This is a genomic window from Bradyrhizobium sp. 215_C5_N1_1, assembly GCF_052075935.1.
GTDB lineage: Bacteria > Pseudomonadota > Alphaproteobacteria > Rhizobiales > Xanthobacteraceae > Bradyrhizobium > Bradyrhizobium barranii.
This window is the reverse complement of sequence record NZ_CP197228.1, coordinates 366,975-392,854: the sequence shown is the minus strand read 5'-3', so window position 1 is coordinate 392,854 and position 25,880 is coordinate 366,975. Positions and strand designations below refer to the sequence as shown.

22 protein-coding genes are annotated in these 25,880 nt (G+C 65.0%); 13 read left to right on the top strand and 9 right to left on the bottom strand.

Annotated elements, in window-relative coordinates; genetic code table 11:
- Positions 1 to 94 precede the first annotated feature (94 nt).
- Positions 95 to 1,207 carry a 3-isopropylmalate dehydrogenase gene (gene leuB / locus AB7G19_RS01810; protein ID WP_085402943.1) on the bottom strand — a complete coding sequence of 371 codons (1,113 nt, stop codon included), beginning with the start codon at positions 1,205 to 1,207 and terminating at the stop codon, positions 95 to 97.
- A gap of 132 nt (positions 1,208 to 1,339) precedes the next feature.
- Between leuB and AB7G19_RS01805 the strand changes: the two genes are divergently transcribed.
- Positions 1,340 to 2,542, top strand: a complete 1,203-nt coding sequence (locus AB7G19_RS01805) for a YbfB/YjiJ family MFS transporter (protein WP_085403095.1) — start codon at positions 1,340 to 1,342, stop codon at positions 2,540 to 2,542.
- Positions 2,543 to 2,668: 126 nt separating this feature from the next.
- Here AB7G19_RS01805 and AB7G19_RS01800 read toward each other — a convergent pair whose 3' ends face one another.
- From AB7G19_RS01800 to AB7G19_RS01785, 4 genes are all read right to left on the bottom strand, one after another.
- A complete protein-coding gene (locus AB7G19_RS01800; RefSeq protein ID WP_063980374.1) occupies positions 2,669 to 3,451 on the bottom strand; it encodes a molybdopterin-binding protein in 783 nt (260 codons plus the stop codon).
- A 14-nt stretch (positions 3,452 to 3,465) separates the two neighbouring features.
- Entirely contained in the window at positions 3,466 to 4,095 is a 630-nt protein-coding gene (locus tag AB7G19_RS01795) for a cytochrome b/b6 domain-containing protein (protein ID WP_085403096.1), read from the bottom strand.
- 183 nt (positions 4,096 to 4,278) lie between these two features.
- Entirely contained in the window at positions 4,279 to 4,833 is a 555-nt protein-coding gene (locus AB7G19_RS01790) for a fasciclin domain-containing protein (RefSeq protein ID WP_014490676.1), read from the bottom strand.
- Positions 4,834 to 5,148: 315 nt separating this feature from the next.
- The gene (locus tag AB7G19_RS01785) at positions 5,149 to 5,910 is read right to left on the bottom strand and encodes an SDR family oxidoreductase (protein ID WP_085402944.1); all 762 of its coding nucleotides are present in this window, start codon (positions 5,908 to 5,910) and stop codon (positions 5,149 to 5,151) included.
- A 95-nt stretch (positions 5,911 to 6,005) separates the two neighbouring features.
- Here AB7G19_RS01785 and AB7G19_RS01780 point away from each other — a divergent pair, with 95 nt between their 5' ends.
- Together AB7G19_RS01780 and AB7G19_RS01775 are read left to right on the top strand one after the other, a co-directional pair.
- The gene (locus tag AB7G19_RS01780) at positions 6,006 to 7,535 is read left to right on the top strand and encodes a malonate--CoA ligase (RefSeq protein ID WP_085402945.1); all 1,530 of its coding nucleotides are present in this window, start codon (positions 6,006 to 6,008) and stop codon (positions 7,533 to 7,535) included.
- A gap of 29 nt (positions 7,536 to 7,564) precedes the next feature.
- Positions 7,565 to 8,074: a hypothetical protein gene (locus AB7G19_RS01775; protein WP_354077090.1), complete on the top strand. Its 510-nt coding sequence runs from the start codon at positions 7,565 to 7,567 to the stop codon at positions 8,072 to 8,074.
- 108 nt (positions 8,075 to 8,182) lie between these two features.
- Here AB7G19_RS01775 and AB7G19_RS01770 read toward each other — a convergent pair whose 3' ends face one another.
- Entirely contained in the window at positions 8,183 to 9,043 is an 861-nt protein-coding gene (locus tag AB7G19_RS01770) for a sulfite exporter TauE/SafE family protein (protein WP_014490679.1), read from the bottom strand.
- A gap of 508 nt (positions 9,044 to 9,551) precedes the next feature.
- Between AB7G19_RS01770 and sdhC the strand changes: the two genes are divergently transcribed.
- The 10 genes from sdhC (at position 9,552) to AB7G19_RS01720 (ending at position 21,489) form a co-directional block, all read left to right on the top strand.
- Entirely contained in the window at positions 9,552 to 9,950 is a 399-nt protein-coding gene (gene sdhC / locus AB7G19_RS01765; protein ID WP_085402948.1) for a succinate dehydrogenase, cytochrome b556 subunit, read from the top strand.
- On the top strand, positions 9,947 to 10,351 hold the full coding sequence (gene sdhD, locus AB7G19_RS01760; protein ID WP_028151915.1) for a succinate dehydrogenase, hydrophobic membrane anchor protein: 405 nt from the start codon (positions 9,947 to 9,949) through the stop codon (positions 10,349 to 10,351). The genes sdhC and sdhD overlap by 4 nt, the downstream gene beginning before the upstream one ends.
- 3 nt (positions 10,352 to 10,354) lie before the next feature.
- The gene (gene sdhA, locus AB7G19_RS01755; RefSeq protein ID WP_085402950.1) at positions 10,355 to 12,190 is read left to right on the top strand and encodes a succinate dehydrogenase flavoprotein subunit; all 1,836 of its coding nucleotides are present in this window, start codon (positions 10,355 to 10,357) and stop codon (positions 12,188 to 12,190) included.
- A gap of 25 nt (positions 12,191 to 12,215) precedes the next feature.
- The gene (locus tag AB7G19_RS01750) at positions 12,216 to 12,998 is read left to right on the top strand and encodes a succinate dehydrogenase iron-sulfur subunit (RefSeq protein WP_085402952.1); all 783 of its coding nucleotides are present in this window, start codon (positions 12,216 to 12,218) and stop codon (positions 12,996 to 12,998) included.
- 191 nt (positions 12,999 to 13,189) lie between these two features.
- Positions 13,190 to 15,346 (top strand): hybrid sensor histidine kinase/response regulator, encoded by a 2,157-nt coding sequence (locus tag AB7G19_RS01745; RefSeq protein WP_085402953.1) that lies wholly within the window; start codon positions 13,190 to 13,192, stop codon positions 15,344 to 15,346.
- Positions 15,347 to 15,398: 52 nt separating this feature from the next.
- A complete protein-coding gene (locus AB7G19_RS01740; protein ID WP_354077096.1) occupies positions 15,399 to 17,357 on the top strand; it encodes an ABC transporter ATP-binding protein/permease in 1,959 nt (652 codons plus the stop codon).
- Between the two features lie 219 nt (positions 17,358 to 17,576).
- Positions 17,577 to 18,401 (top strand): FkbM family methyltransferase, encoded by an 825-nt coding sequence (locus tag AB7G19_RS01735; RefSeq protein WP_063985985.1) that lies wholly within the window; start codon positions 17,577 to 17,579, stop codon positions 18,399 to 18,401.
- A 22-nt stretch (positions 18,402 to 18,423) separates the two neighbouring features.
- On the top strand, positions 18,424 to 18,810 hold the full coding sequence (locus AB7G19_RS01730) for a VOC family protein (protein WP_085402956.1): 387 nt from the start codon (positions 18,424 to 18,426) through the stop codon (positions 18,808 to 18,810).
- 84 nt (positions 18,811 to 18,894) lie between these two features.
- Positions 18,895 to 19,137, top strand: a complete 243-nt coding sequence (locus AB7G19_RS01725) for a hypothetical protein (protein WP_085403099.1) — start codon at positions 18,895 to 18,897, stop codon at positions 19,135 to 19,137.
- A 186-nt stretch (positions 19,138 to 19,323) separates the two neighbouring features.
- Positions 19,324 to 21,489, top strand: a complete 2,166-nt coding sequence (locus tag AB7G19_RS01720; RefSeq protein WP_085402957.1) for an OmpA family protein — start codon at positions 19,324 to 19,326, stop codon at positions 21,487 to 21,489.
- A 54-nt stretch (positions 21,490 to 21,543) separates the two neighbouring features.
- Here the strand turns inward: AB7G19_RS01720 and AB7G19_RS01715 are convergent, their stop codons facing one another.
- From AB7G19_RS01715 to argG, 3 genes are all read right to left on the bottom strand, one after another.
- The gene (locus tag AB7G19_RS01715; protein ID WP_085402958.1) at positions 21,544 to 22,500 is read right to left on the bottom strand and encodes a homocysteine S-methyltransferase family protein; all 957 of its coding nucleotides are present in this window, start codon (positions 22,498 to 22,500) and stop codon (positions 21,544 to 21,546) included.
- 103 nt (positions 22,501 to 22,603) lie between these two features.
- The gene (locus tag AB7G19_RS01710) at positions 22,604 to 24,361 is read right to left on the bottom strand and encodes an alkaline phosphatase (RefSeq protein WP_354077100.1); all 1,758 of its coding nucleotides are present in this window, start codon (positions 24,359 to 24,361) and stop codon (positions 22,604 to 22,606) included.
- 118 nt (positions 24,362 to 24,479) lie between these two features.
- Entirely contained in the window at positions 24,480 to 25,817 is a 1,338-nt protein-coding gene (argG, locus tag AB7G19_RS01705; RefSeq protein WP_085402962.1) for an argininosuccinate synthase, read from the bottom strand.
- Between the last annotated feature and the right edge of the window lie 63 nt (positions 25,818 to 25,880).

Below are 25,880 nucleotides of genomic sequence, written 5' to 3'. Positions count from 1 at the left end.
GCGCGAAGCGCCGTGCCCACCATCTCGCGGCAATCGCGATCGAAATGGTGGGCACGCTATCGCTTTGCCCACCCGACGATTGCGGTGTTTGTGGCTACGCGTGCAGCTTCTGCAATTCCTTCAGGATCGCTTCGCCCATCTGCGTGGTCGAGGCGACCGTGGTGCCTTCCGACTTGATGTCGGCGGTGCGCAGGCCGCTGGCCAGCACCGCGGCGATCGCGGCGTCGACCTTGTCGGCGAGATCGCCCATGTCGAAGGAATAGCGCAGCGCCATGCCGAAGGACGAGATCATCGCGATGGGATTCGCGAGGCCTTGGCCTGCGATGTCGGGCGCCGAACCGTGCACGGGCTCGTACAGCGCCTTGCGCTTCTTGCTCTTCACATCGACCTCGCCGAGCGAGGCCGAGGGCAGCATGCCGAGCGAGCCCGTCAGCATCGCCGCAATGTCGGAGAGCATGTCACCGAACAGATTGTCGGTGACGATGACGTCGAACTGCTTCGGCGCCTTCACCAGCATCATGCCGCCGGAATCGGCGAGCTGGTGCTCGAGCGTGACGTCAGGATATTCGCGCTTGTGGACCGCCGTCATGACCTCGTTCCAGAGCACGCCCGACTTCATGACGTTGCGCTTCTCCATCGACGTCACCTTGTTCTTGCGCTTCCTGGCAAGCTCGAAGGCGACGCGGCCGATGCGCTCGATCTCATAGGTGTCGTAGACCTGAGTATCGACGGCACGCTTCTGGCCGTTGCCGAGATCGGTGATGGTCTTGGGCTCGCCGAAATAGACGCCGCCGGTGAGCTCGCGCACGATGACGATGTCGAGACCCTCGACCGCCTCACGCTTCAGGCTGGAGGCATCGGCCAGCGCCGGATAGCAGACGGCGGGACGGAGGTTGGCGAACAGGGCGAGATCCTTGCGCAGGCGGAGCAGGCCGGCTTCGGGGCGCACCTCGTAAGGAACGGCATCCCACTTCGGGCCGCCGACCGCGCCGAAGATGATGGCGTCGGCGGCCAGCGCCTTGGCCATGTCGCCCTCGGAGATCGACACCTTGTGGGCGTCGTAGGCGGAGCCGCCGACCAGGCCGGTATCGGTCTCGAATTTGGCGATCCCTGCCGAATTGAGCCAGTCGATCAGCCGCTTCACCTCCCCCATCACCTCCGGGCCGATACCGTCGCCGGGGAGCAGCAGCAATTTGTGGGTCGCCATGGTCGTTTCCTCTGAGATCGAATTCGGCCGGAGTGCTAGAGCGGCGTTGCGCGCTTGGCAAGACACCATTGCCGCCTCGCGGCTGTGCAAGGCCCGCAGGGCCTGCCACAGTGCGGGACGCCGGAGTATCCCTTGCGCGCCCCTGATCGTCCCCCGCCCGACGCACACCCCGCGCGGCTGATCCTGACCCTGTCGCTGGCGGCGACGGTCGGGCTCGGCATCGGCCGCTTTGCCTATGCGCTGGTGCTGCCCGATATGCGGGAGGACCTCGGCTGGTCCTACTCGGCGGCCGGTTTCATGAACACCATCAACGCCGTCGGCTACCTCGTGGGCGCGCTTGTCGCGTCCCGGCTGATCCAGCGCGTCGGCTGGTCGGCGGCGATCCGCGGCGGAACCCTCGCCTGCGTCGCCGCACTCGCCACCTGCGCTCTGACCGGAAATTTCGTTGCGCTGAGCCTCGCACGCCTCGTGCTGGGCTTAGGGGCGGCAGCCGGCTTCGTCGCCGGCGGCGCGCTGGCCGCGGCTATCGCGCAGTCGCGCCCGGAACGGGCCAATTTCCTGCTCAGCCTGTTCTACGCCGGGCCCGGCATCGGGATTCTCGGCTCGGGGTTGATCGCCCCGTTCACGCTGCAATATTTCGGGCCGGGCTCGTGGTGGCTGGTGTGGTGGGCGCTGACGCTGCTGTCCGTCGTGATGACCGTGCCGCTGTTCCTGATCCGCATCGAGAGTGGGGTGCGCTTCTCGGAAGGCAGCCACGCCGCCTTCGCGATTCTGCCCGTGCTGATCTATCTCGCCGGCTACTTCCTGTTTGGCGCCGGCTACATCGCCTACATGACCTTCATGATCGCGTATGTGCGCGACGGCGGCGGCGGGGCCGCGGCGCAGGCCGCGTTCTGGAGCCTGATCGGTCTCAGCGCCTTCGTCACGCCCTGGGTCTGGCGCGGCGTGCTGGCGCTCGACCGCGGCGGGCTCGCCACCGCGATCATCCTCGGCACCAACGCGTTAGGTGCGGCCTTGCCGATGCTGGGGCATTCGCCGGCGTGGCTTGCGGTCTCGGCAGTGGTGTTCGGCGTCGCCTTCTTCGCCGTGGTCGGCTCGACCACGGCCTTCGTGCGCTTCAACTACCCGCCGGAGGCGTGGCCCACCGCGATCGCGGCGATGACGATCTCGTTCGGCGTCGGCCAGACGCTGGGGCCGATCGTGGTCGGCGCGATCACGGATGCGCTGGGCAGCTTGAGTTACGCATTGAATGTGTCGGCGGCGCTGCTGGCGCTGGGGGCGGTGGCCGCGTTGTGCCAACGGAAGGTGGGGCCGGCCAAAGAACCGGTGCCGTAGGGTGGGTTAGCCGAAGGCGTGACCCACCACTTCTGCCACTGCGGAAACGAAAGAGGTGGATTACGCCGTGCGACCGCGCTTCGCGCAGCCGTAGGGCTAATCCACCCTACGGCAGCGGGGCTGGCGTCAGCTCCCGCTGAACGAATTGTACCCCTGGTCTTCCCAATAGCCGCCCTTGTAGTCGTTGGTGACTTCCATCGAGACCACGTATTTCGGGTTCTTGAAGCCGAGTTTTGTCGGCACGCGGATCTTCATCGGGAAACCGTAGGCGCGCGGCAAAATCTCGTTCGCGTATTTGAACGTCATCTGCGTTTGCGGATGCAGCGCGCTGCGCATGTCCAAGGGAGAGTTGTAGCCGTCCTTGTCGGCGCATTGGAACCAGACGTATTTCGCACGCGTATCGGCGCCGATCAGCTTGAGGAAATCGCGGAGCGGCGTGCCGGTCCAGCTTCCGATCGCGCTCCAGCCCTCGACGCAGATGTGGCGGGTGATCTGTGTGACCTGCGGCAGCTTGTAGAGCTCGTCCAGGGTCCAGGACTTCTTGTTGTCGACGAGGCCGCGCACCTCGAGCTTCCAGTCGGCGCCGTCGACATCGGGCGCATCGTCGAGATCGTAATAGGCGTTGAACGGGAACGGTTTCGTAATCGCGCTTTCCGGGAAGGTCGGTGCCAGCGCGTCGGGATTGAACATCCACGCCTGCACGGCGTCGTTGAACTTCGAGACCTTCGCGAGCAGGGTATCGGCCGACGAGGAATCGACGACGTCGCAGCCGGTGAGCAGCGTCAGCGCGCCGAGGCTGGCGCCGCCGGCGATGAAGCGGCGGCGGGTGAAGTCCGGCATGGACTTGATGGAGTCCTTGATCAGCAGCCGCTTGTCGACGCCGGGGATGAGGAATGAGCGCTTGGCCATAACGGGTCTCCTAATCAGCGGCCAATGATCATCGCGCGCAGGCTCTTCGGCACCAGCAGCGCGAGCAAGACGTGAATGACGAGGAAGGCGCAGATCGCGGCCATGCAGAAGAAGTGCACGTAGCGCGCGGTCGGATAGTCACCGAACAGCATCACGAGCCAATGCAGTTGTACCGGCTTCCACATCGACAGGCCCGACAGCACGATCAGCACGCCAACCACGATGATGCCGGCGTAGAGTGCCCGCTGCACGTAATTGTAGACGCTCAGATCGTCATGGCCGAGCTTGAAGGTCAGGGCAGCCCTGACGTCGTGGAGCACACCGGACGGCGTGATCGGCAGCAATTTTTTGCGGAAGCGGCCGGTGGCGAAGCCGGTGATGAGATAGGCGAGGCCGTTGATCATCAAGAGCCACATGGCGGCAAAGTGCCAGAGCAGGCCGCCGCCGAGCCAGCCGCCAAGCGTGTATTCGCGCGGAAAACTGAAGCCGAACAGCGGCGAGGCGTTGTAGATCTGCCAGCCCGACAGGATCATCAGGATCATGGCGACCGCGTTGGTCCAGTGCATGACACGGACCCAGGCCGGCTGGATCACTTTGGCGGGGGTGGCGCTGACCTGCTCGTCGCTGACTGTGAGGCTCGACATGATGGTTCCGTCCTGAAGGTCGTCTGACATCGAATATACGCCGATACTTCCGCTTTCGTTACGCCCCCGCACGACGGCGAATCGAGTCTGCGGGCGACCTTGGTCACAATAAAGCGAGCCGGGTGCCCCCGGCTCGCCATCTCAAAGCATCCTGTTCGGGGGATGAAACAGGGGTGTGCGGTGTTACGTCGCCGGCATCAGCACGGTATCGACCACATGGATCACGCCGTTCGACTGGTTGACGTTGGAGATCGTCACCATCGAGGTGCCGCCCTTGGCATCGACGATCCAGACCTTGCCGTCCTGCTTCTTCACGGTCAGTTCCTCGCCTTCGGCGGTCTTCATCTTCTTGCCGTCGGTGAGGTCGGAGGCCTCGAGCTTGCCGGGCACGACATGGTAGGTGAGGATCTTGGTCAAGGTCGCCTTGTTCTCGGGCTTGACCAGATTGTCGACGGTGCCGGCCGGCAGCTTGCCGAAGGCGGCATTGGTGGGCGCGAACACCGTGAACGGGCCCTTGCTTTCCAGCGTCGGCACCAGGCCGGCCGCCTTCACCGCCGCGACCAGCGTGGTGTGATCCTTCGAGTTGACGGCGTTCTGGACGATGTTCTTGGACGGGAACATCGCGGCGCCACCGACCATGACGGTCTTCTCCTCGGCGCGGACAGGCGCGACGACGGTCGCGGTGATGGCCAGGGCGCTGAAGGCGGCGGCAGCGAGATAGGCAATACGCTTCGACATGGAGAATCTCCCGATTGAATTGTGACCGGCAATTGCCGGTGCTTGAGTTGGGCAACAACGGCGCCTGCGACCTTTTGGCGTGAAGCAGCAGTGCCGTCGTTGGACCGAACTACGGGAGGGTTCGCGATGGGGTTTCGGGAAATAATTTATCGTGATGCGTGAAACTAAGCGGGGGTACGTTCGTGTGTGAGCGAGCGCGCCACACATCTCAGGAGCCGTAGGGTGGGCAAAGGCGCGCATGCGCCGTGCCCACCATCTCTCGCTCGATTGAGATAGGCATGGTGGGCACGCTTCGCTTTGCCCACCCTACAAGGCTCAATCCCTGTTGTTCGGCGTCTGAATGAATCCGCGATTATGCGTCGGGCTGATCAGGAGCTCGTTGATGCAGACGCGCGGCGGCATCGATGCGATGAACGCGATGGTGCGGCCCAGATCTTCCGATTGTAGCATCTTGGCCTGCTCCGCCTCGCTCGGCACCACCGGACGCAGCTTCAGGATGGGAGTAGCCACCTCGCCCGGCATCAGGCAGCAGGCGCGCAGGCCGTTAACGCATTCGTCCATGTTGAAGGAATGAGTCAGCGCCAGCACCGCATGCTTGGTGGTGGTGTAGGCCGGGCCCGGCATCTTCGAGACGTGGCGGCCGGCCCAGGACGAGACGTTGATGATCGAGCCATCCTGCTGCTTGCGCATCGTGGGCAACACTGCGCGCATGCAATACAGCACGCCGTTGAGGTTGACCTGGACGAGCTTGTCCCAGCCCTCCAGTTCCATGTCCTTCCAGCTCCGCTTGGGGACATTGATACCGGCATTGTTCACGAGCAGGTCGATGCGGCCGTGCTTCGCGACGATTTGGTCGGCCGCCTTCTGGGCTTCGGCGGCGTTGGACACATCCAGCGCAATGGCCTCGGCCGCCCCGCCTGCCTTGGCAATCCTGGCAACCACGGTATCCAGGGCGTCCTTGCGGCGGCCCGAGACCACGACTATCCAGCCGTCGGCCGCGAGCGCCTCGGCGCCGGCCTCCCCGATCCCGCTGCCGCCGCCCGTCACCCAGGCCACGCGTTTCCCGTTTTTGGTCATGCAAACTGTCTCCGTTGCTTCATTGGGGCGGTTTTTGCTAATCCAGCCCTCGGTTTTGACCGGCCTTGTTTGCCTTGCGGTCGAGGAAATCTTGCATGAACCAAGCTGCCAACGCCAACCTGTTTTCCCGCCTCTTCGACGGTCTGGACGATCCCAAACGCCTCGCGGTCGAGACGCAGGACGGCGGCCGTATCAGCTATGGCGATCTGATCGCGCGGGCCGGGCAGATGGCGAATGTGCTGGTCGCGCGCGGCGTGAAGCCCGGCGACCGCGTCGCGGTGCAGGTGGAAAAATCGGTCGCCAATATCGTGCTGTATCTCGCCACTGTGCGGGCCGGCGCCGTCTATTTGCCGCTGAACACGGCCTATACGTTGAACGAGCTCGATTACTTCATCGGCGACGCCGAGCCGTCGCTGGTGGTCTGCGATCCCTCCAAGGCCGACGGCCTCGCCCCGATCGCCGCCAAGGTGAAGGCCAAGGTCGAAACGCTCGGGCCTGACGGCAAGGGCTCGCTGACGGAAGCCGCCGACAAGGCCAGCAACGAATTCGCGACCGTCTCACGGGCAAACGACGATCTCGCCGCGATCCTCTACACATCGGGCACCACCGGCCGCTCCAAGGGCGCGATGCTGACGCACGACAATCTCGCGTCGAACTCGCTCTCGCTCGTCGGCTACTGGCGCTTCACCGACAAGGACGTGCTGATCCACGCGCTGCCGATCTACCATACGCACGGCCTGTTCGTGGCGACCAACGTGACGCTGTTTTCGCGGGCGTCGATGATCTTCCTGCCGAAGCTCGACCCTGATCTCATCATCAAGCTGATGGCGCGCGCCACGGTGCTGATGGGCGTGCCAACCTTCTACACGCGGCTGCTCCAGAACTCCGCGCTGTCGCGCGAGACCACAAAGCACATGCGGCTGTTCATCTCGGGCTCCGCGCCGCTGCTCGCCGAAACCCATCGCGAATGGTCGGCGCGCACGGGACATGCGGTGCTCGAGCGCTACGGCATGACCGAGACCAACATGAACACGTCGAACCCGTATGACGGCGAGCGCGTGCCCGGCGCGGTCGGCTTTCCCCTCCCCGGCGTGTCCGTGCGCGTGACCGAGCCCGAGACCGGCAAGGAGCTGCCGCGCGACGAGATCGGCATGATCGAGGTGAAGGGCCCGAACGTCTTTAGGGGTTATTGGCGCATGCCGGAGAAGACCAAGTCCGAATTTCGGCCCGACGGCTTCTTCATTACCGGCGACCTCGGCAAGATCGACGACAAGGGCTACGTCCACATTCTCGGCCGCGGCAAGGATCTCGTGATCTCCGGCGGCTTCAACGTCTACCCCAAGGAAATCGAAAGTGAGCTCGACGCCATGCCCGGCGTGGTCGAGTCCGCCGTGATCGGCGTGCCGCATGCCGATTTCGGCGAGGGCGTCACGGCGGTTCTGGTCTGCAACGAGGGCGCCGACGTCACCGAAGCCGCGGTGCTGAAGGCGCTCGACGGAAGGCTGGCAAAGTTCAAGATGCCCAAGCGCGTCTTCGTCGTGGACGAATTGCCGCGGAATACGATGGGCAAGGTGCAGAAGAACGTGCTGCGGGATACCTACAAGGATATTTACGCGAAGAAATAGAGAGCTCAATCGCTCCGGGGGTGGGGGACATGAACCGAGAGCAAGCTAAAAAGATACACAAGCACCTGCTTGATGCCGCAGCAGCATTCCGGCGAGTTGAGGCCGCGATCGTCGATGTTGGCGACGACGGCAGAAAGCTGTTGGCAGAACCGCTTATAACGGCGGTTTTCCATTTGCAGTTCAAGCTTCTGCGACTGATCTACAAAAGATATCCGGACCTTGAGCCACCAGGCCCGCCTCCCACAATCGACAGCACGCTCCGATGGGAGAATGTTTTTCTTCCATCGTCTGTGCTGGAGACTGATTTGGATCGCGTCATTTTCTCTGTCATGAAGCCACGATGGCAGAAGGTCGCGATGGTTCTGTACTGCGCGGTTGAGAAGGTCGAAAAGGAAGAAGCGCTAGCGGCTCCTGTCGACTTTGAGGTCTTTGCGGCCCGCATTCAGGCGTTGGTCGAGGCCGATCTTCTGGAAGCGCAAGGCAATCTTCAAATGTGGGGCCGCAGCGAAGTGAGATTGAAGGACCGATCCGTCAACTAGCACGCAATCCGTAGGGTGGGTTAGCCGAAGGCGTAACCCACCACTTTAGTCTCCGCGATGCGAGAAGTGGTGGGTTACGCTGCACTAACCCACCCTACGAAGTCAGGCCTACTGCCCGCCCACCAAGCTCATCACGAACCGGCTGCCGACGATAAAGAGATAACACCCGAACGCCACCTCCAGCGTTCGCTTCGACATCGCATGCGCGGCCCTCACACCGAGTGGCGCTGTCACAAGGCTCATCGGCATCACCAGCACGGCGCCGATCAGCGAGACGTAACCCAGCGCGAACGGGATTTGCAGCGCTGCGACGGCCGGATAGGTCGCAGCCGCCGGCCAGCCGGCATAGATGTAGCCGAGCGCGCCGGGGATCGAGATCAGGACCGCGAGTGCCGACGAGGTCGCCACTGCCTGGTGGATGGGCCGGCCGTAGAACGTCATCAGCAGGTTCGAGAACAAGCCGCCGCCGATGCCCATCAGCGTCGAGAGGATACCGACGCAGAAGCCGTAGACGCGCATCAGCGGGCCTTTGGGCAGATCGTCGCCGAACTTCCAACCCTCGCGCGCGAAGATGAGACGCGCCGACGCGGAATAGGCGACGCAGACGAACACGATCTTGAACAGCTTCTCCGGCGCGTAACGCGCGATGACGCTGCCGGCGACGACGCCAATCACGATCGGCAGCCACCACACGCGCAGGATCGACATGTCGACGGCGCCGCGCTTGTAGTGCGCCTGGAACGAACGGATCGAGGTCGGAATGATCACCGCGAGCGAGGTGCCGATGCAGAGCGGCATGCGCACTTCGAGCGGCACGCCGGCGATGCGGAAGCATTCGTAAAACACCGGCACGAGAATCGCGCCGCCGCCAATGCCGAACACGCCGGCCAGGAATCCCGAGAGCGCGCCGGTTGCGATCAGCAACAGCGCGAGCTCGACGATCTCCTTGATATCAAGACCTGCAATCACCCCTGACCTGCCCCGGCGACTGGTCGCAACTTCTCCGAAACACGCGTTCGGAAAGCTGCGTGCGGAGCTTTAGGCGATCTGATTCTCGCGGTCGACACGCCACGTCTTGCGGCTGGGGTGGAATGCAAGGTGCGCATATCCGGACAGGGGGCAAACCGGGCCGGGGCGGGAGCGGATTGGTGCCGCCCAAATGGCGTTATCGGCTCAAAAGACCGGCCCCAGGCAGGTTTGGACGGCATGGTCCGTTTAGAGGCGTTCCAATAGCAATTTCAACGCGCATCGGTCCCTTCAGAACAAATGAATCTATACTCTGTTTTTCGTTGGCGGACAGAAGTGCTGGTATACCAAGCCACTGATTGGCCTTGCATCATCAACGCTCTAGAGCTGAACCTCGGTTCGATTTATGGCGATTTGGTGATTGCGCAGGCGAAATCGACTCCGTAAATAGAGCCGACCTTTCGCGATCCCCGCGTGCCCCCTGCTGGGCCGCAATAAACATCAAAAGCCCATGACCGCACGGATCGAACGACCGCTTTCCCCCCACATGCAAGTCTACCGCTGGACGCTGACGATGGCGCTGTCCATCGTCCATCGCGCCACCGGTATCGCGCTCTACGTCGGAACCCTGCTGCTGGCCTGGTGGCTGATCGCGGCGGCTTCCGGCCCCGCCGCCTATTCCCACGTCCAGGCCTTCACCGGCAGCATCATCGGCCGGCTGATCGTGTTCGGCTACACTTGGGCGCTGATGCACCATATGCTGAGCGGTATCCGGCACTTCGTGTGGGACCTCGGCTACGGCTTCAAGGCCAATGAGCGCGAAGCCCTGACCTGGGGCGCGCTGATCGGCGGCATCGTGCTCACGGTCCTGATCTGGATCATCGCCTATGCGATCGGAGGCGGACGATGAGCGCGACCGATACGCCCAAGCGCAGCATGCGCACCCCGCTCGGCCGCGTCCGCAATCTCGGCGCGGCGCATTCGGGTACGTCCGATTTCTGGCGCCAGCGCATCACCGCCGTCGCCATGACGCTGCTGATGATCCCGGTGCTCGTGATCATCATGATGCTGCTCGGCCGCAATCAGGCCGGCGCCGCGCAGATCCTCGGCTCGCTGCCGATCGCGGTGATCCTGCTGCTCTTCATCGCCGCCAGCGCCTGGCACATGAAGATCGGCATGCAGGTCGTGATCGAGGACTACGTCCACAACGAGAAGCTGAAGCTCATCTCGATCATGCTCAACAATTTCTTCTCGATCGCCGTGGCGCTCGCCTCGACCTACGCGATCCTCAAGCTTTCATCCGGAGTGTAACCCATGGCCACAGCGACGAATGGCAAGGGCAACGGCGCTCCCGCCACCAACGGCAAAGCCTATCCGATCGAAGACCACACCTATGACGTCGTCGTGGTTGGCGCCGGCGGCGCGGGCCTGCGCGCCGTGGTCGGCTGCAGCGAAGCCGGTCTGCGCACCGCATGCATCACCAAAGTGTTTCCGACCCGCTCGCATACGGTCGCAGCCCAGGGCGGCATCTCGGCTTCGCTCGGCAACATGCACAAGGACGACTGGCGCTGGCACATGTACGACACCGTGAAGGGGTCGGACTGGCTCGGTGACCAGGACGCGATCGAATACATGGTGCGCAACGCGCCCGAGGCCGTCTACGAACTCGAGCATTGGGGCGTGCCGTTCTCGCGCACCGAGGACGGCAAGATCTACCAGCGCCCGTTCGGCGGCATGACCATGGACTACGGCAAGGGCCAGGCGCAGCGCACCTGCGCCGCCGCCGACCGCACCGGCCACGCCATGCTGCACACGATGTATGGCCAGTCGCTGCGCCACGCGGCCGAGTTCTTCATCGAGTTCTTCGCCATCGACCTGATCATGGACGACCAGGGCACCTGCCGCGGCGTCATCGCGCTCAAGTTGGATGACGGCACGCTGCACCGCTTCCGCGCCCAGACCGTGATCCTGGCGACCGGCGGCTACGGCCGCGCCTACGCCTCCTGCACCTCGGCGCACACCTGCACGGGCGACGGCGGCGGCATGGTGCTGCGCGCCGGCCTGCCGATGCAGGACATGGAGTTCGTGCAGTTCCACCCGACCGGCATTTACGGCTCGGGCTGTCTCGTCACCGAAGGCGCGCGCGGCGAAGGCGGCTATCTCGTCAATTCCGAGGGCGAGCGCTTCATGGAGCGCTATGCGCCGTCCGCGAAGGACCTCGCCTCGCGCGACGTCGTCTCGCGCGCGATGACCATCGAGATCCGCGAAGGCCGCGGCGTCGGCAAGAAGAAGGACCACATCTTCCTGCATCTCGACCATCTCGATCCCGCGGTGCTGGCCGAGCGCCTGCCGGGCATCTCCGAATCCGCAAAAATCTTCGCCAATGTCGACGTGACGCGCGAGCCGATCCCGATCGTGCCGACCGTGCACTACAACATGGGCGGCATCCCCACGAACTATCATGGCGAAGTGCTGACCAAGAGGGACGGCGACGACAACGCCGTCATCCCCGGCCTGATGGCGATCGGCGAAGCGGCTTGCGTCTCCGTGCACGGCGCCAATCGCCTCGGCTCCAACTCGCTGATCGACCTCGTGGTGTTCGGCCGCGCCGCCGCTTTGCGTCTTGCCGAAAAGCTCACGCCCAACGCCAAGCAGCCGGAGCTGCCGGCGAACTCGTCCGAACTCGCGCTCGGCCGCCTCGACCATTACCGCTACGCCTCCGGCGGCACGCCGACCGCGAAGCTGCGCGAAGGCATGCAGCACGTGATGCAGAACAATTGCGCGGTGTTCCGCACCGGCGACATCCTGAGCGAAGGCCAGAACCTGATCGAGAAGGTCCACAGCGGCATCACCGACATCGCCGTGTCCGACCGCTCGCTGGTGTGGAATTCCGACCTGATCGAGACGCTCGAGTTCGACAATCTGATCTCGCAGGCGGTGGTGACGATGGACTCCGCCGCCAACCGCACAGAGAGCCGCGGCGCCCACGCCCGCGAGGATTTCTCCGCGCGCGACGACAAGAACTGGATGAAGCACACGCTGGCCTGGCTCGACGACAAGGGCAAGGTCAAGATCGAGTACCGCCCCGTTCACGACTACACCATGACCAACGACGTGCAGTACATCCCGCCCAAGGCGCGCGTGTACTGAGCGAACAGCGAAGGCCTTAATCGAAATGGTTGAATTCGCACTTCCGAAGAACTCCAAGATATCAGGCGGCAAGACCTGGCCGAAGCCGGCGGGCGCGACAGACGTTCGCGAATTCCGCGTCTATCGCTGGAATCCGGACGACGGCAAGAATCCGAGCGTCGACACCTATTACGTCGACACCCATGATTGCGGTCCGATGGTGTTGGACGGCCTGATCTGGATCAAGAACAACATCGACCCGTCGCTGACCTTCCGCCGCTCCTGCCGTGAAGGCGTCTGCGGCTCCTGCGCGATGAACATCGACGGCCAGAACACGCTGGCCTGCACCCGCTCGATGCACGACGTCAAGGATGGCGCGGTCAAGATCAACCCGCTGCCGCACCAGCCGGTGGTGAAGGACCTCGTTCCCGATCTGACCAATTTCTACGCGCAGTACGCCTCCGTCGAGCCGTGGCTGAAGACGACCTCGCCGACGCCGCAGAAGGAATGGCGCCAGAGCCACGAGGATCGCGAGAAGCTCGACGGCCTCTACGAGTGCATCCTCTGCGCCTGCTGCTCGACCTCGTGCCCGAGCTATTGGTGGAACAGCGATCGCTATCTCGGCCCGGCCGCCCTGCTCCAGGCCAATCGCTGGGTGTCCGACTCCCGCGACGAGGCGACCGGCGAGCGCCTCGACAATCTCGAGGACCCGTTCCGCCTCTACCGCTGCCATACCATCATGAACTGCGCCAAGGCCTGCCCGAAGGGTCTCAACCCGGCCGAAGCCATCGCCGAGCTCAAGCTCAAGATGGTCGAGCGCCAGATCTAGGCCTCGTTCATGCTACGGCCCCCCGGCCGCGACGGCCGGGGCATTCTACGATCAACCTCAGTTTGAGTAGAATTTGCCATAGCCCGCACCACGCGCGAACGTCCGGACTACAACCTCCGGTTCCATCGACAAGCCACTTCCTTCCCAGCGGGAATTTCAAGTAAGCTCTCCGGTCAGGGACCGGAGCGACTGTGCAGGGTGCGCAACGCAACTCGCTGAGACTGTTGCAGTGGATGATGGCGGCATCCCTGGCGCTGCCGATTGCACTGTTCGTCTTCACCTCCACGATCTCCTACACATCGACAAAGGACATCGCCGACCGCGAGATCGAGCGCACGCTCGATGTCGCCCATGAGCACGCGCTCAAGGTGTTCGAGACCATCGACCGCAGCTTGGCCGAGCTCAACGAGGTCGTGCGCGGCCTCCCCGACGAGGTCATCCGCTCGCGCGAACCGGCGCTGCACCGCCGCCTGAAACGGCTGACCGATGCGCTGCCGCAGCTCAAATCGGCCTGGATCTTCGACGCGAACGGGAAATCGCTGGTCAACAGTCTCGCCTCGCCACCGCAGGATCTGAGTTTTGCGGACCGCGATTACTTCTACGCCCATGTCGACCAGAACATTGGCACGTTCGTCGGCGCGGCCCTGACGCCGCGTCCGCCCTATCAGGGAGCACGCTTCTTCGGCATGAGCCGGCGCCGCGAAGCCGACGATGGCAGCTTCATCGGCGTCATCCAGGCCTCCGTCCTGCCGGAATATTTCGAGAGCTTTTATGCCAGGATCGGCTCCGATCCCGGCAGCTTCTTCGCCATGGGACGCACGGACGGCGTGGTGCTGACCCATTTTCCCCGGCTCGACCGCGACTTCCGGCTCGATCCGACCGGGCCGGTCGGGCAGCAGATCGCCGCTCACCCCGAGCACGGACTCATCACCATCGCCTGGCCCTCGGACGGAATCGAGCGGCGCGTCGGCTACAGGCGCGTCGCCGAATATCCGATCTATGTCAGCGCCGGGCTCGAGACCTCGGCGATCCGCGCGCGCTGGCTCGCCACCATGGGCCAGCATCTGGTGTTCGGCATTCCCGCGACGGCCCTGCTGTTTCTGCTGCTTGCGCTCGCGTTCCGGCGCACCCAGCATCTCCACGCCGAGGCCACGGCGCGACGCGAGGCCGAGGAGGCGCTCAAGCACAGCCAGCGGCTGGAAGCGCTCGGCCAGCTCACCGGTGGTGTCGCGCACGACTTCAACAATCTCCTCACCGTGATCCGCGCCTCGGTCGACCTGTTGAACCGGCCGCAGCTGAGCGAGGAGCGGCGGCAGCGCTACATCAATGCCATCGCGGACGCGGTCGCGCGCGCCGCCAAGCTGACCTCGCAGCTGCTGGCGTTCGCGCGGCGCCAGACCCTGAAACCGGAAGTGTTCGACGTCGGGGAGCGGATGCAGTCGCTGCACGACATGCTCGCCACGCTGCTCGGGCCGGCGATCGAGATCGGAATCCGGCTGCCGACCGAGCCCTGCCTCGTCAAGGCCGATGCCGGCCAGTTCGAGACGGCGCTGATCAACATGGCGACCAATGCGCGCGACGCCATGCAGGGCAAAGGCAGGATCACCTTCGCCGTGCAGGCGGCGGCGACCATACCCGATACATTGGTGCACGTTTCGGGCAGCCATGATCTTGCAGGCGGCGATGGTTTCGTCAGTGTCGCCGTCAGCGACACCGGCATCGGCATTCCCGCCGCACGATTGGGCCGCATCTTCGAGCCGTTCTTCACCACCAAGCAGGTCGGCCAGGGCACCGGTCTCGGCCTGTCGCAGGTGTTCGGCTTCGCCCGGCAATCCGGCGGCGAGGTGACCGTCGAGAGCGAGGTCGGCCAGGGCAGCACCTTCTCACTCTATCTGCCGCGCGTGCCGGCAGACCTGCTGCCGCAGCGGCTGGCGCCCAACACCGCACCGGCAGTGGCCGGCAGCGGCATGTCGGTGCTGTTGGTCGAGGACAATATCGAGCTCGCCAATTTCGCGGCCGACGGCCTCACCGAGCTCGGTTACAGCATCACTTTGGTGGACAACGCCACCGACGCGCTTGCCGAGCTCACCGTGGACACAGATCGCTTCGACGTCGTGTTCTCCGACGTGGTGATGCCCGGGATGACCGGGCTCGATCTGGCGCAGGCGATCCGCGAGCGCGGCATCCGCGTGCCGATCGTGCTGACCACCGGCTACAGTCAGGCCCTGTCACAAGATGGCGCCGCCGGCTTCGATCTCGTGCAAAAGCCCTATTCGATCGAGGAATTGTCGCGGGTTCTCCATCGGGCCGCGAGGCTCCGGCCGGTCCGCGACGGCGCCGCCGAGTGAGGGCGGCACGGAACCAATGGGAACCGATTGATTTGGTTCGCGTTATCCGCTCATGCACAAGCCGGCCGCAAAGCGCGAACAGGGCAGGAAGCCCCCCATTGTCGAGATCAAGGGCGAGAACGGCGACGAGGTCACGCCGCCGCCCCCGGAGGTTATTGAGCCCGATCCTGCACTCTCGCCCGAGGAGGCCGAGCAGGCTCGCAAGGACTATCTGCTGACGCGCTTCTGGATCAGCGCACGCGGCTTCTGGGGCCACAACGGCGACCGGCTGGCGTGGCTCTACTCGATCGGCCTCGTCGTGCTGATCGTCCTCACCGTCGGCTTCCAGTACGGCATCAATGTCTGGAATCGCGCGATCTTCGACGCCATCGAGAAGCGCGAGGCGACCACCGTCTTCCATCTCACGGCGGTGTTCTTCCCGCTCGCGATCGGCAGCATCGTGCTCGGCGTCGCGCAGGTGTTCGCGCGAATGGGAATTCAGCGCCGCTGGCGCGCCTGGCTCACGGCAAGCGTGCTGACGCGCTGGCTGGCCAATGGGCGCTATTATCAGCTCAATCTGGTCGGCGGCGATCACAAGAACCCGGAATACCGCATCGCCGAGGATCTGCGCATCGCGACCGATTCCCCGGTCGATTTCCTCGCCGGCGTGACATCGGCGCTGTTGTCGGCGGTCACGTTCATCATCGTGCTCTGGACCATCGGCGGCGCGCTCACGGTTACGCTTGCGGGATCGACCATGACCATCCCCGGCTTCCTCGTCATCGCCGCGATCCTTTACGCCGCGATCGCCTCCGGTTCGATCCTGGTGATCGGCCGGCGCTTCGTGCAGGTCTCCGAGGACAAGAACCAGGCCGAGGCCGACTTCCGCTACACGCTGACGCGCGTGCGCGAGAACGGCGAGAGCATCGCGCTGCTCGGCGGCGAGGAGGAGGAGCGCGGCGGCATCGACCGCAATTTCACCAACGTGCTGCGGCAGTGGGCGCGTTTGGCCGGCCAGCACATGCGCACAACGCTGGTCTCGCAGGGCTCGAGCCTTGTTGCGCCCGTGGTCCCTCTCCTGCTCTGCGCGCCAAAATTCCTCGACGGCAGCATGACGCTCGGACAGGTGATGCAGGCGGCCTCCGCCTTCACCATCGTGCAGAGCGCGTTCGGCTGGCTCGTCGATAATTATCCGCGGCTCGCCGACTGGAACGCTTGCGCGCGCCGCATCGCCTCGCTGATGATGTCGCTCGACGGCCTCGAGCGCGCCGAGCAGGGCGACGGCCTCGGCCGCATCAAGCGCGGCGAGACCGGCAACGAGGCCATGCTGGAGATGAAGGATCTCTCCGTCACGCTCGACGACGGCACGGCCGTGGTCGGCGAGACCGAGGTGGTGATCGAGCCGGGCGAGCGGCTGCTCGTCGCCGGGGAATCCGGCACCGGCAAGAGCACGCTGGTGCGCGCCATCGCGGGGCTCTGGCCATGGGGCGGCGGCAGCGTCAATTTCCATCCCGACCGGCGCCTGTTCATGCTGCCGCAGCGGCCTTACGTGCCGTCCGGCAGCTTGCGCCGCGCGGTCGCCTATCCCGGTGCCGAGGACGACTGGACCGTCGAGGAGATCGGTGAAGCCCTGCACAAGGTCGGCCTCGACCACCTCAAGGAGAAGATCGAGGAAGAGGGGCCGTGGGACCAGACGCTGTCTGGCGGCGAGAAGCAGCGCCTCGCCTTCGCGCGGCTGCTGCTGCACAACCCCGACATCGTCGTGCTCGATGAAGCCACCTCCGCGCTCGACGAGAAAAGCCAGGACAAGATGATGCAGATGGTCACCGACGAGTTGCCGAAGGCGACCATCGTCAGTGTCGCCCATCGCGTCGAGCTGGAAGCCTTCCACAGCCGCAAGATCGTGCTGGAACGCCGGAAGGGCGGCGCCAAGCTCGTCAGCGATATCGACCTGATCCCGCGCAAGGGCAAGCGCAAGCTGCTCGGGCGATTCCTGAGGCAGCGCAAGGCCGCGCCAAAAAAGGCGGCGTGACACGCTGTCGTCCCGGGGCGCGCGAAGCGCGAGCCCGGGACCCATAGCCACAAGATTGAGTTTGGCGAGGACTCGTAGTTACCAGTCCATGTCATAACTTCTCCCTGGGGTTATGGGTCCCGGGCTCGCTTCGCGCCCCGGGACGACACCGGTGATGGAGCGTTGGAGTCCTCATCAAAACCGGCTATGCATGCGCCGCCTGCAACGAGGACCACCTGCTTGACGCCCGACAACGCCCCTTCGTCCGCGCCGTTTGGCGCGTTTGCGCCGAACGCGGCGCAGGCTGCGATCATCCGCCTTGCGCAACAGTCGGGGCTGAAGCGCGGTGCGTTCCGCCCGTGGATGTCGCGGCTGGTCAACCTGATACGCGGCGGGCCGATCGATGTGCAGTACCAGGGCGCCTCGTTCCGCTTCTATCACCAGGGCAGCGCGACCGAGCGCGGTGCGCTGTTCAATCCCGATTACAATCTCGACGAGCTCGACTTCCTGCGCCGGCACACCCCGGCAGGCGGCGTGTTCGTCGACGTCGGCGCCAATGTCGGCACCTTTGCCCTGGTGATGGCGCAGCAGGTCGGCACCAATGGCAAGGTGGTCGCGATCGAACCGCATCCGATGACGTTTGGACGGCTTTCGTTCAATCACGCCGCGTCGAAGACGACGCAGGTGCGCCTGGTGCAGGCTGCCGCCGGTGACAGCGACGGTGAGCTCATGATCGAGAGCGGCGGCGGCAATCTCGGCGCTACGCACGTCGTCACCGGCACGGCCAGCGCGGAGGCCATCAAGGTGCCGTCGCTGCGGCTGACACGCATTCTGGACGAGGCCGGCGTCGGCCAAGTCGATTCGCTCAAGATCGACGTCGAGGGGTTTGAGGACCGCGTGCTGATCGGCTTCTTCCGCGACGCGCCGCAATCGCTGTGGCCGCGCGCGGTGGTGATCGAGCATCTGTCACAAAACGAATGGCAGCAGGATTGTATCGCTGACATGGTCGCGCGCGGCTTTGCGATCGCGCGCAAGACACGGAGCAATACGTTCCTGTCGCGCTAACCGTGAGCAAGGGAGATTTGCGATGATCGACCATTTGGGTTTTTCGGTCTCCGACTATGAGCGCGCGAAAGCGTTCTACGCCAAGGCGCTGGCACCGCTCGATTACAGCCTGATCATGGAAGTGACGGCGGAGCAGACCGGCCACGCTCCGGCCGCAGGGTTCGGCGCCAACGGCAAGCCGGACCTCTGGTTCGGTGCCGAAGGCGCGATGAACAAGCCGGTGCATATCGCGATTCTCGCCAAGGACCGCGCCACGGTCGATGCCTTCTACAAGGCAGCGATTGCCGCCGGCGGTCGCGACAATGGCGCGCCCGGTATCCGTCCGCATTATCATGCGAACTATTACGGCGCGTTCGTGCTCGACCCTGACGGACACAACATCGAGGCCGTTTGCCACGCGCCGGAATAGCGCGCGTTCAGGCACGACACGACAAGGAACATCGGCGCGGCATCATCGTTGTCATTCTCCAGACAACTGATCTCGATGATGCCGATGCCGATCGAACCGCCCGAGATTCCGCCGGCAACACCGGGCACCCCCACCGAGCCGCCGCCTGGAATTCCGCCGGGCAATCCGCAGCCTGAAATTGCGCCGCCGGTGCGCGAGCCCGGCGAATCACCGCGGCCCGACGAACTGCCGGGCCACGTGCCGGAAGAGATTCCATCGCGCGGACCGAACGGACCGCTCACGCCGAATCCCGCGACGGATGCAAGTTCGCTGCGCGATCACATGTGAGGCGAAGCATCACATGTGAGGCAATTGCAACCTGCGTCTGAATGCGCAATGAACGTCACCATAGTGAGGTGATTTGCGTGCAGAAATAAATCGGGCCGCGACCTCTTCGCCCGCCACATTCCGGCCTAACGCGTAGCCGTTCATCCCGACACTTCGTCAAAGAACCTTCCGGGGAAGTTCACCATCATGACCAACCTTCGTTTCGTGCTGCTTGCAACGACGGCTCTGACCGCGATGCAATTCGCAAGCTCCGCATCGCATGCGCAAAGCGCGCCACCGCTCGTGGTCGCGCAGGCGCAGACACCACCACCAGAGACCGACAAATCGAAGCAGCCTCCGAAGGAAGCACCGAAGGGACCGCCGCCTGGCGCACGTCCTGCCGCACCACCTCCTCCTGCCGCGGCACCGCCCGCAGCTCCTGCGCGCCCCACGGCGCCGCCGCCTGCGGCTGCACCTCCGCATCCTCCCGCTCCGCCGCCGCCGGCTGCCGCGCCGTCGCGCCCGACTCCACCACCGCCTCCTCCGCCTGCGGCACGTCCGGCACCTCCGCCTCCGCCGCCACCCCCACCGCCGGCAGCTCCCAAGCAGCCGTCGCCGCCTCCAGCTGCGGCACCCCAGCAGCATGCGCCTGCGCCAACTCCGCCGCCCCCGGCCGCGCAGCCGCACACGCCGACACCGCCTCCCGCCGCAGCTCCGCCTGCCGCGCGTCCCGCTCCGACTCCGCCGGCAGCAGCAACGCCGCCCGCAGCAGCACCCGCACGTCCGGCGCCGGCACCTGCGGCTGCGCCGTCGCCTTCACCGGCCGCGCCTGCGGCCCGCCCTGGCGCGGCTGCACCGACCGCCACGCCTACTCCGACGGCAACACCTGCGCCGACGGCAACGCCGGCACCGGGCGCCACGCCCGGCGCAACGCCGACTGGACGCCCGGGCACCCCGCCGCCCGGCGGACGTCCCGGCACGCCTCCGGCTGCAGGATCACCGACACCGGCTCCCGGTGCCGCGCCCGCTCCAACGGCCACGCCGGCCCCCGGTGGCGCTCCGACGCCGCTGCCCGGCCGTCCCGGTGCAGGACCGACGCCCGCCCCCGGCACAGCTCCCGCAGCGACGCCGACCCCTGGTCAACAGGGCGGAACGCCTCCTGCTGGCGCGCCCGCAGCCGGAACTCCGGCTGCGCCGCCCCAGGCCGGCGGCCTCCCGCCGCGGCCCGCGGCGCCCGCCGGTGCCGCTGCGCCGAGCACAGTCCCGGGCTCGGCGGCCGCAACGCCGCCGCCCAACCGGGCGCAATTCGCTCCGCCGACGGTTACGCCTGCCTTCCAGGCAAGGCCGACAGTCGTCGCACCGCTGCCACCTCCGCCGCGCCCGCCGCAGCGTGACCTGACACCGCTCGCGATCGGTGCGGGCGTGGTGGCCGGTGCCGTGATCGGAGCCACCATTGCCGACCTGCACAACCAGCGACGCGAGGCCATCGAAGGCGGCCGCACCGTCTACACCGAACCGGATCGCATCATCATCCGCGATCCGGGCGGGCAGGCCTACGTCCGCGGCAACGACCTCTATCGCTTCCGCTATGGCGCCCGCGACATCCGCACCGACACCGTCGGCGACGAGACCCGCACGGTCGTGATCCGTCCTGATGGCAGCGAGGTCATCACCGTGGTCGGCCCGGACGGTTCGTTGCTGCGGCGAATCCGCAGGGACCCCGGCGGGCGCGAGATCATCATCATCGACAACAGCTACCGCGATCCGCGGTCGGTCGGCGGCTTCTATGTCGATGCGCCGCCGCCGGTCGTGAACATTCCCTACGATCGCTACATCGTCGACGCCGAGGAAGCATCGCCGGACGTGATCTACCAGACCATGGAGGCACCGCCGGTACAACGGATCGATCGGCGTTACACGCTCGACGAGATCCGCTACAGCCCCAATGTTCGCATGCAGATGCCGAGCATCGACGTCAACACGATCACCTTCGAGACGGGCTCGTGGACCATCCCGCCGGACCAGGCGGCCCGGCTGCAGGGGATCGCCGACGGTCTCAACCGTGCGATCCAGCGCAACCCGCGTGCGGTGTTCCTGATCGAGGGACACACCGACGCGGTCGGCAACGAGGTCGACAATCTGTCATTGTCGGATCGCCGTGCGCAGTCCGCGGCCGAATTGCTGACCCAGCAGTTCGGGGTGCCTGCGGAGAATCTGACCTCGCAGGGCTATGGCGAGCAGTATCTGAAGGAGCAGACGCAAGGACCGAGCCTGATCAACCGGCGCGTCACCGTCCGCAACATCACGCCGCTGCTCAACGGTGGCCAGGCCTCGCTGCCGCCGCCCCCGCCCGGCACTGCGCCGCCGCGCTGAGGCGAAGCACAAATGCAAAATGGCCGGGAGCAATCCCGGCCATTTTTGTTTGGATCAGGCGCCCGCTGCCTGAAGCGGCACGCAGGCAGCGCAGATGGCTGCGGCATGCCTGTGATCGGTGCCGCAGCAGCCGCCGAGCAGTTGCATGCGCGGGAATGCCCGCCTGAGCGCCACATAACGGCGGCCGAGATCGGCGGGATCGCCGCTGTCGAGCGCCTCGGACTCATTGAGCTCGGCATGACTCTTGGCCGACGCATTGGCCCTGACGCCATGAATGCGTTCGACCCATGGCTCGCCAGCTTCGAGGGCACTCTCGAAATGGGTCGGATGAGCGCAGTTGATCAGGAAATATTCGCAGGCGCTTTCCGTTGCACGATCGACGATTTCGATCGCCTCCCGCAGGGTCTCTCCCCGGACCAGGCAGCCGTCAGTTTCGACCGTGAAGGAGATGGCAACCGGGATCGCGTGCATCTTTGCAGCACGCACCACGCCGATGGCTTCATTGATGCTGTTCAGCGTGAACGCGGTGACCATGTCGGCGCCGGCCTCGGCGAAGGAGGCGATCTGGGACGAATGATAGTCCATCGCCTCCGTCGCATCCATGTTGCCGGCCTTGTAGCCGTCGCCCCGCGGACCGATCGCACCGTTGATCACACAGGGCAGGCCGGAGGCCTCCCATGTGCCGCGCAATTCCTCAAGAAAACGAATTGCCCGCATGTTGATGGCCCTGAGCGCGTCCATATCGTAGCCGAGCTTGACACCCCAATCAGGATTGGCGCGCCAGGTCGGACTGTCGAGCACGAAGCCGAGCCCATGCTGACGCGCGATCGCAAGATAGGCCTCGTAATACTGCCTCAGATGCGAGCGGCCGGCCTCGCTCTCGAGCAACACGAAGGCAGCGAAGTGAGGAAGCTCCAGACCTTTGTGAAAGATCAGGGTGGTCTCCATGCCGCCGTCGGTCAGGAAGATGCCGCCGCGGCGCTGAGGCAGATTGTCTCTGTACTTCGCCATTGGTCGCTCCGTCGCTGCGAGGCCCCACTCATTCGGTCGTTTCAACCTCCTTCCGGTCTCATGCGAGATGGTGCCGCATAATGTCGCGCGGTACGCGACGCTCCTACTGCGCTGCGGCGAGTCCAAGCGCATCGACCATCACGCGAAACACCTCGGTGTTGTCCATCGAGCCGTGCACGCGCTCGCTGCCCGGCCCGATCGCCGTCAGGATGACGTCTTCGCCCGAATGCACGCTGGCGCCGATCATCGCCGACAGATTGCCCGGGCGCAGCACCGCGCCGGGGACGTCCTTGTATTTGTCGTTGGCCTTGAAGGTCCCGTCGTCACCGGCCTTGACGGTCGGCTCGTTGGGATTGTCGAGTTTCGGCCGTAACGTCTCGTAGTGATCGGGCAGGCTGGCCGAGAAGATGGCGAGCCGGCGGCTCACATCAACGCGTGACGGATAGCCCTCCGCATCCGGCGCCGGATAATTGGGAAATCCGGCCTGTTCGTAGACGCCGACGCGCTCGCGCAAGGGAACGTTGGGCGTCGTGCCCATATCGTCATTCACCGTGCCGACAAGGCTGTTGGGATGATTGTGGTCCGCCAGGACCAGGATGAGGGTGTCGTCGCCGCGCGCCCGTGCCCATTCGCGCGTCTGGCGCACCGCGTTGTCGAGCATGATCGTGTCGTAGACCGCCCGCTCCATGTCGAGCAGGTGCGCATATTTGTCGATCAGTCCGGATTCGACCATCAGGAAGAAGCCGGTCTCGTTCTTCGAGAGGATGTTCAGCGCCGCCTGCACCTGTTCCGTCAAATCAGGCTGCTCGGGAAATTTCTTCACGCCGCCGCCTTTGAGGAATTTTCGGTCGAGCACGCCGTCCATGTTGCCGGTCGCGAACAGGCCGAGCAGCTTGCTTGTCTCCGGCTTTGCGGCAGAAGCGCCGAGCTCGCTCGCAGTCGTCGCGACCTGATAGCCTGCGTCGCGGAACTTCGCGATGTAGTCGGCCTCGTCCTTGCGTTTGGAGCCGGCCGCGGACTTCGGCAGAAAATTCGCGCTGCCACCGCCCATCAGCACGTCCGGCTTCGCCGCGAAGAACTGCTCGACGATCTCGTCATAGGCGGCGCGCCGGCGGGTGTGCGCAACCATCGCGGCCGGTGTTGCGTCTTCGATCTCGGTGTTGGTGACGACACCGATCGCCATGCCGTGCCGCCGCCTGGCAAGACTCGTGATGGTTTCGACGCGGGGATCGTCGAACGGGCTAGCGGTGCGGTCCGCATAGACGCCCAGGGCGTTGACGGCGCTCTTGTGACCGGTCGCATAGGCGCTGGCCGAGTTGGCGGAGTCCGTGATGATCGAGTCCGAACCGGCGGTTGCCACCAGCGCCATGTGGGGCATGTCGTCGATCGCGAGCTTGCCGCGGCTCTTGCCTTCCGCAATCCCCTTCGACAGGATTCGCGCCGCGACCCGATGCGCCGGCGACATGCCGTCGCCGATGAACAGGATGACGTTCTTCGCCTTGCGCGGACCCGTGTCGTAAACCGTCCATGCGACGCTGCGCTGCTGCGTGCCGTCGCTCACATCCACCGTGACGATGCCGGGCTTGGTCAGCGTGACATCGCGCAAAATCAGCGCCGACTGGTCCTTGCCGTCCTCGCGATCGATGAAGGTCCCGCTACGTCCGAACGCGACAGCATAGTCCGCGCCGTTCACGGTCACCTTCAGCCTGGCCGGATCGACCGGCCCGGGAAACTCGACCTTGAAGTCGAACCGGGCGCCGGCCAGGATCTCGGCACGATCGATCGGATAGATCGTCTGCGCCGACAGCGACGTTGTCCAACAGAGGACGATGAGTGAGGCGAGTGCCGATCCCTTGACCATGCGCGATGCTCCGCAATCCGTTCCCAACAGGAACGGAAAGCTAGCGATCGAGAATGACACCGTCATTAAGTCGCGCGTCGCCCGGTCGGGCGACAAAAGGCCTCAGCCCAAAAAGGCCTCAGCTCTTGTCGTTCTCCAGCCGGAAGATCTGCGAGCCTTCGCTGCCCGACAGCAGGCCGGTATCCGTGTAGAGCTTCAGCTTGGTACGGGTGTCCGCGATGTCGAGATTGCGCATGGTGAGCTGGCCGATGCGGTCGGCCGGCGTGAATGCTGCGTCTTCCACCTTCTCCATGCTGAGCCGCTCCGGCGCATAGGTGAGGTTCGGGCTCTCGGTGTTGAGGATCGAATAGTCGTTACCGCGGCGCAGCTCCAGCGTCACCTCGCCGGTCACGGCGCGCGCGACCCAGCGCTGCGCGGTCTCGCGCAGCATCAGCGCCTGCGAATCGAACCAGCGGCCCTGATAGAGCAAGCGGCCGAGGCGCATGCCGCTGATGCGGTACTGCTCGATGGTGTCCTCGTTGTGGATGCCGGTGACGAGGCGCTCATAAGCGATGTGCAGCAGCGCCATGCCGGGCGCCTCGTAGATGCCGCGGCTCTTCGCCTCGATGATGCGGTTCTCGATCTGGTCGCTCATGCCGAGGCCGTGACGGCCGCCGATCGCATTGGCCTCGAGGAACAGGGCGACGGGATCGCTGAAGGTCTGGCCGTTCAGCGCCGTGGGCTGGCCTTCCTCGAAACGCACGACGACCTTCTCGGCCTTGACGTTGCAGTCGTCACGCCAGAACGGCACGCCCATGATGGGGTTGACGATCTTGATGCCGCTGTCGAGGCTTTCGAGATCCTTCGCTTCGTGCGTGGCGCCGAGCAGGTTGCTGTCGGTCGAGTACGCCTTCTCCGCGCTCATCTTGTAGGCAAAGCCCTGCGCGGTCATGAACGCCGACATTTCGGCGCGGCCGCCGAGCTCGTCGATGAACTGCTGATCGAGCCAGGGCTTGTAGATCCGCAAGGATGGATTGGTCAGCAGGCCATAGCGGTAGAAGCGCTCGATGTCGTTGCCCTTGAAGGTCGAGCCGTCGCCCCAGATGTTGACGCCGTCCTCCTTCATCGCCGCGACCAGCATCGTGCCGGTGACGGCGCGCCCGAGCGGCGTGGTGTTGAAATAGGTGATGCCGCCGGTCGAGATGTGGAAGGCGCCCGACTGGATCGCGGCGATGCCCTCGTGGACGAGCTGCGTGCGGCAGTCGACGAGCACGGCCTTCTCGGCGCCGAACGCTTCCGCCTTGCGCGGGATCTCGTTGTAGTCGGCTTCATCGGGCTGGCCGAGATTGGCCGTGTAGGCGTAGCAGCGCGCGCCCTTCTGCTTCATCCAGAGCAGCGCCGCGCTGGTATCGAGACCGCCCGAAAACGCGATGCCGACTTTCTCACCCTTGGGCAGGCTTTTCAGGATCGTGGTCATGGGGCTTCCAATCGGGTCTCAAGGGGCTGATGGCGTTTGTGGGTTGACCGCGCGAATATCAAA

Bases quoted from the DNA above. Each gene is read 5' to 3' on its own strand.
- leuB (WP_085402943.1), bottom strand. From the start codon at position 1,207: ATGGCGACCCACAAATTGCTGCTGCTCCCCGGCGACGGTATCGGCCCG.
- AB7G19_RS01800 (WP_063980374.1), bottom strand. From the start codon at position 3,451: ATGGCCAAGCGCTCATTCCTCATCCCCGGCGTCGACAAGCGGCTGCTG.
- AB7G19_RS01795 (WP_085403096.1), bottom strand. From the start codon at position 4,095: ATGTCGAGCCTCACAGTCAGCGACGAGCAGGTCAGCGCCACCCCCGCC.
- AB7G19_RS01790 (WP_014490676.1), bottom strand. From the start codon at position 4,833: ATGTCGAAGCGTATTGCCTATCTCGCTGCCGCCGCCTTCAGCGCCCTG.
- AB7G19_RS01785 (WP_085402944.1), bottom strand. From the start codon at position 5,910: ATGACCAAAAACGGGAAACGCGTGGCCTGGGTGACGGGCGGCGGCAGC.
- AB7G19_RS01780 (WP_085402945.1), top strand. From the start codon at position 6,006: ATGAACCAAGCTGCCAACGCCAACCTGTTTTCCCGCCTCTTCGACGGT.
- AB7G19_RS01775 (WP_354077090.1), top strand. From the start codon at position 7,565: ATGAACCGAGAGCAAGCTAAAAAGATACACAAGCACCTGCTTGATGCC.
- sdhC (WP_085402948.1), top strand. From the start codon at position 9,552: ATGACCGCACGGATCGAACGACCGCTTTCCCCCCACATGCAAGTCTAC.
- sdhD (WP_028151915.1), top strand. From the start codon at position 9,947: ATGAGCGCGACCGATACGCCCAAGCGCAGCATGCGCACCCCGCTCGGC.
- sdhA (WP_085402950.1), top strand. From the start codon at position 10,355: ATGGCCACAGCGACGAATGGCAAGGGCAACGGCGCTCCCGCCACCAAC.
- AB7G19_RS01750 (WP_085402952.1), top strand. From the start codon at position 12,216: ATGGTTGAATTCGCACTTCCGAAGAACTCCAAGATATCAGGCGGCAAG.
- AB7G19_RS01740 (WP_354077096.1), top strand. From the start codon at position 15,399: ATGCACAAGCCGGCCGCAAAGCGCGAACAGGGCAGGAAGCCCCCCATT.
- AB7G19_RS01730 (WP_085402956.1), top strand. From the start codon at position 18,424: ATGATCGACCATTTGGGTTTTTCGGTCTCCGACTATGAGCGCGCGAAA.
- AB7G19_RS01725 (WP_085403099.1), top strand. From the start codon at position 18,895: ATGCCGATCGAACCGCCCGAGATTCCGCCGGCAACACCGGGCACCCCC.
- AB7G19_RS01720 (WP_085402957.1), top strand. From the start codon at position 19,324: ATGACCAACCTTCGTTTCGTGCTGCTTGCAACGACGGCTCTGACCGCG.
- AB7G19_RS01715 (WP_085402958.1), bottom strand. From the start codon at position 22,500: ATGGCGAAGTACAGAGACAATCTGCCTCAGCGCCGCGGCGGCATCTTC.
- AB7G19_RS01710 (WP_354077100.1), bottom strand. From the start codon at position 24,361: ATGGTCAAGGGATCGGCACTCGCCTCACTCATCGTCCTCTGTTGGACA.
- argG (WP_085402962.1), bottom strand. From the start codon at position 25,817: ATGACCACGATCCTGAAAAGCCTGCCCAAGGGTGAGAAAGTCGGCATC.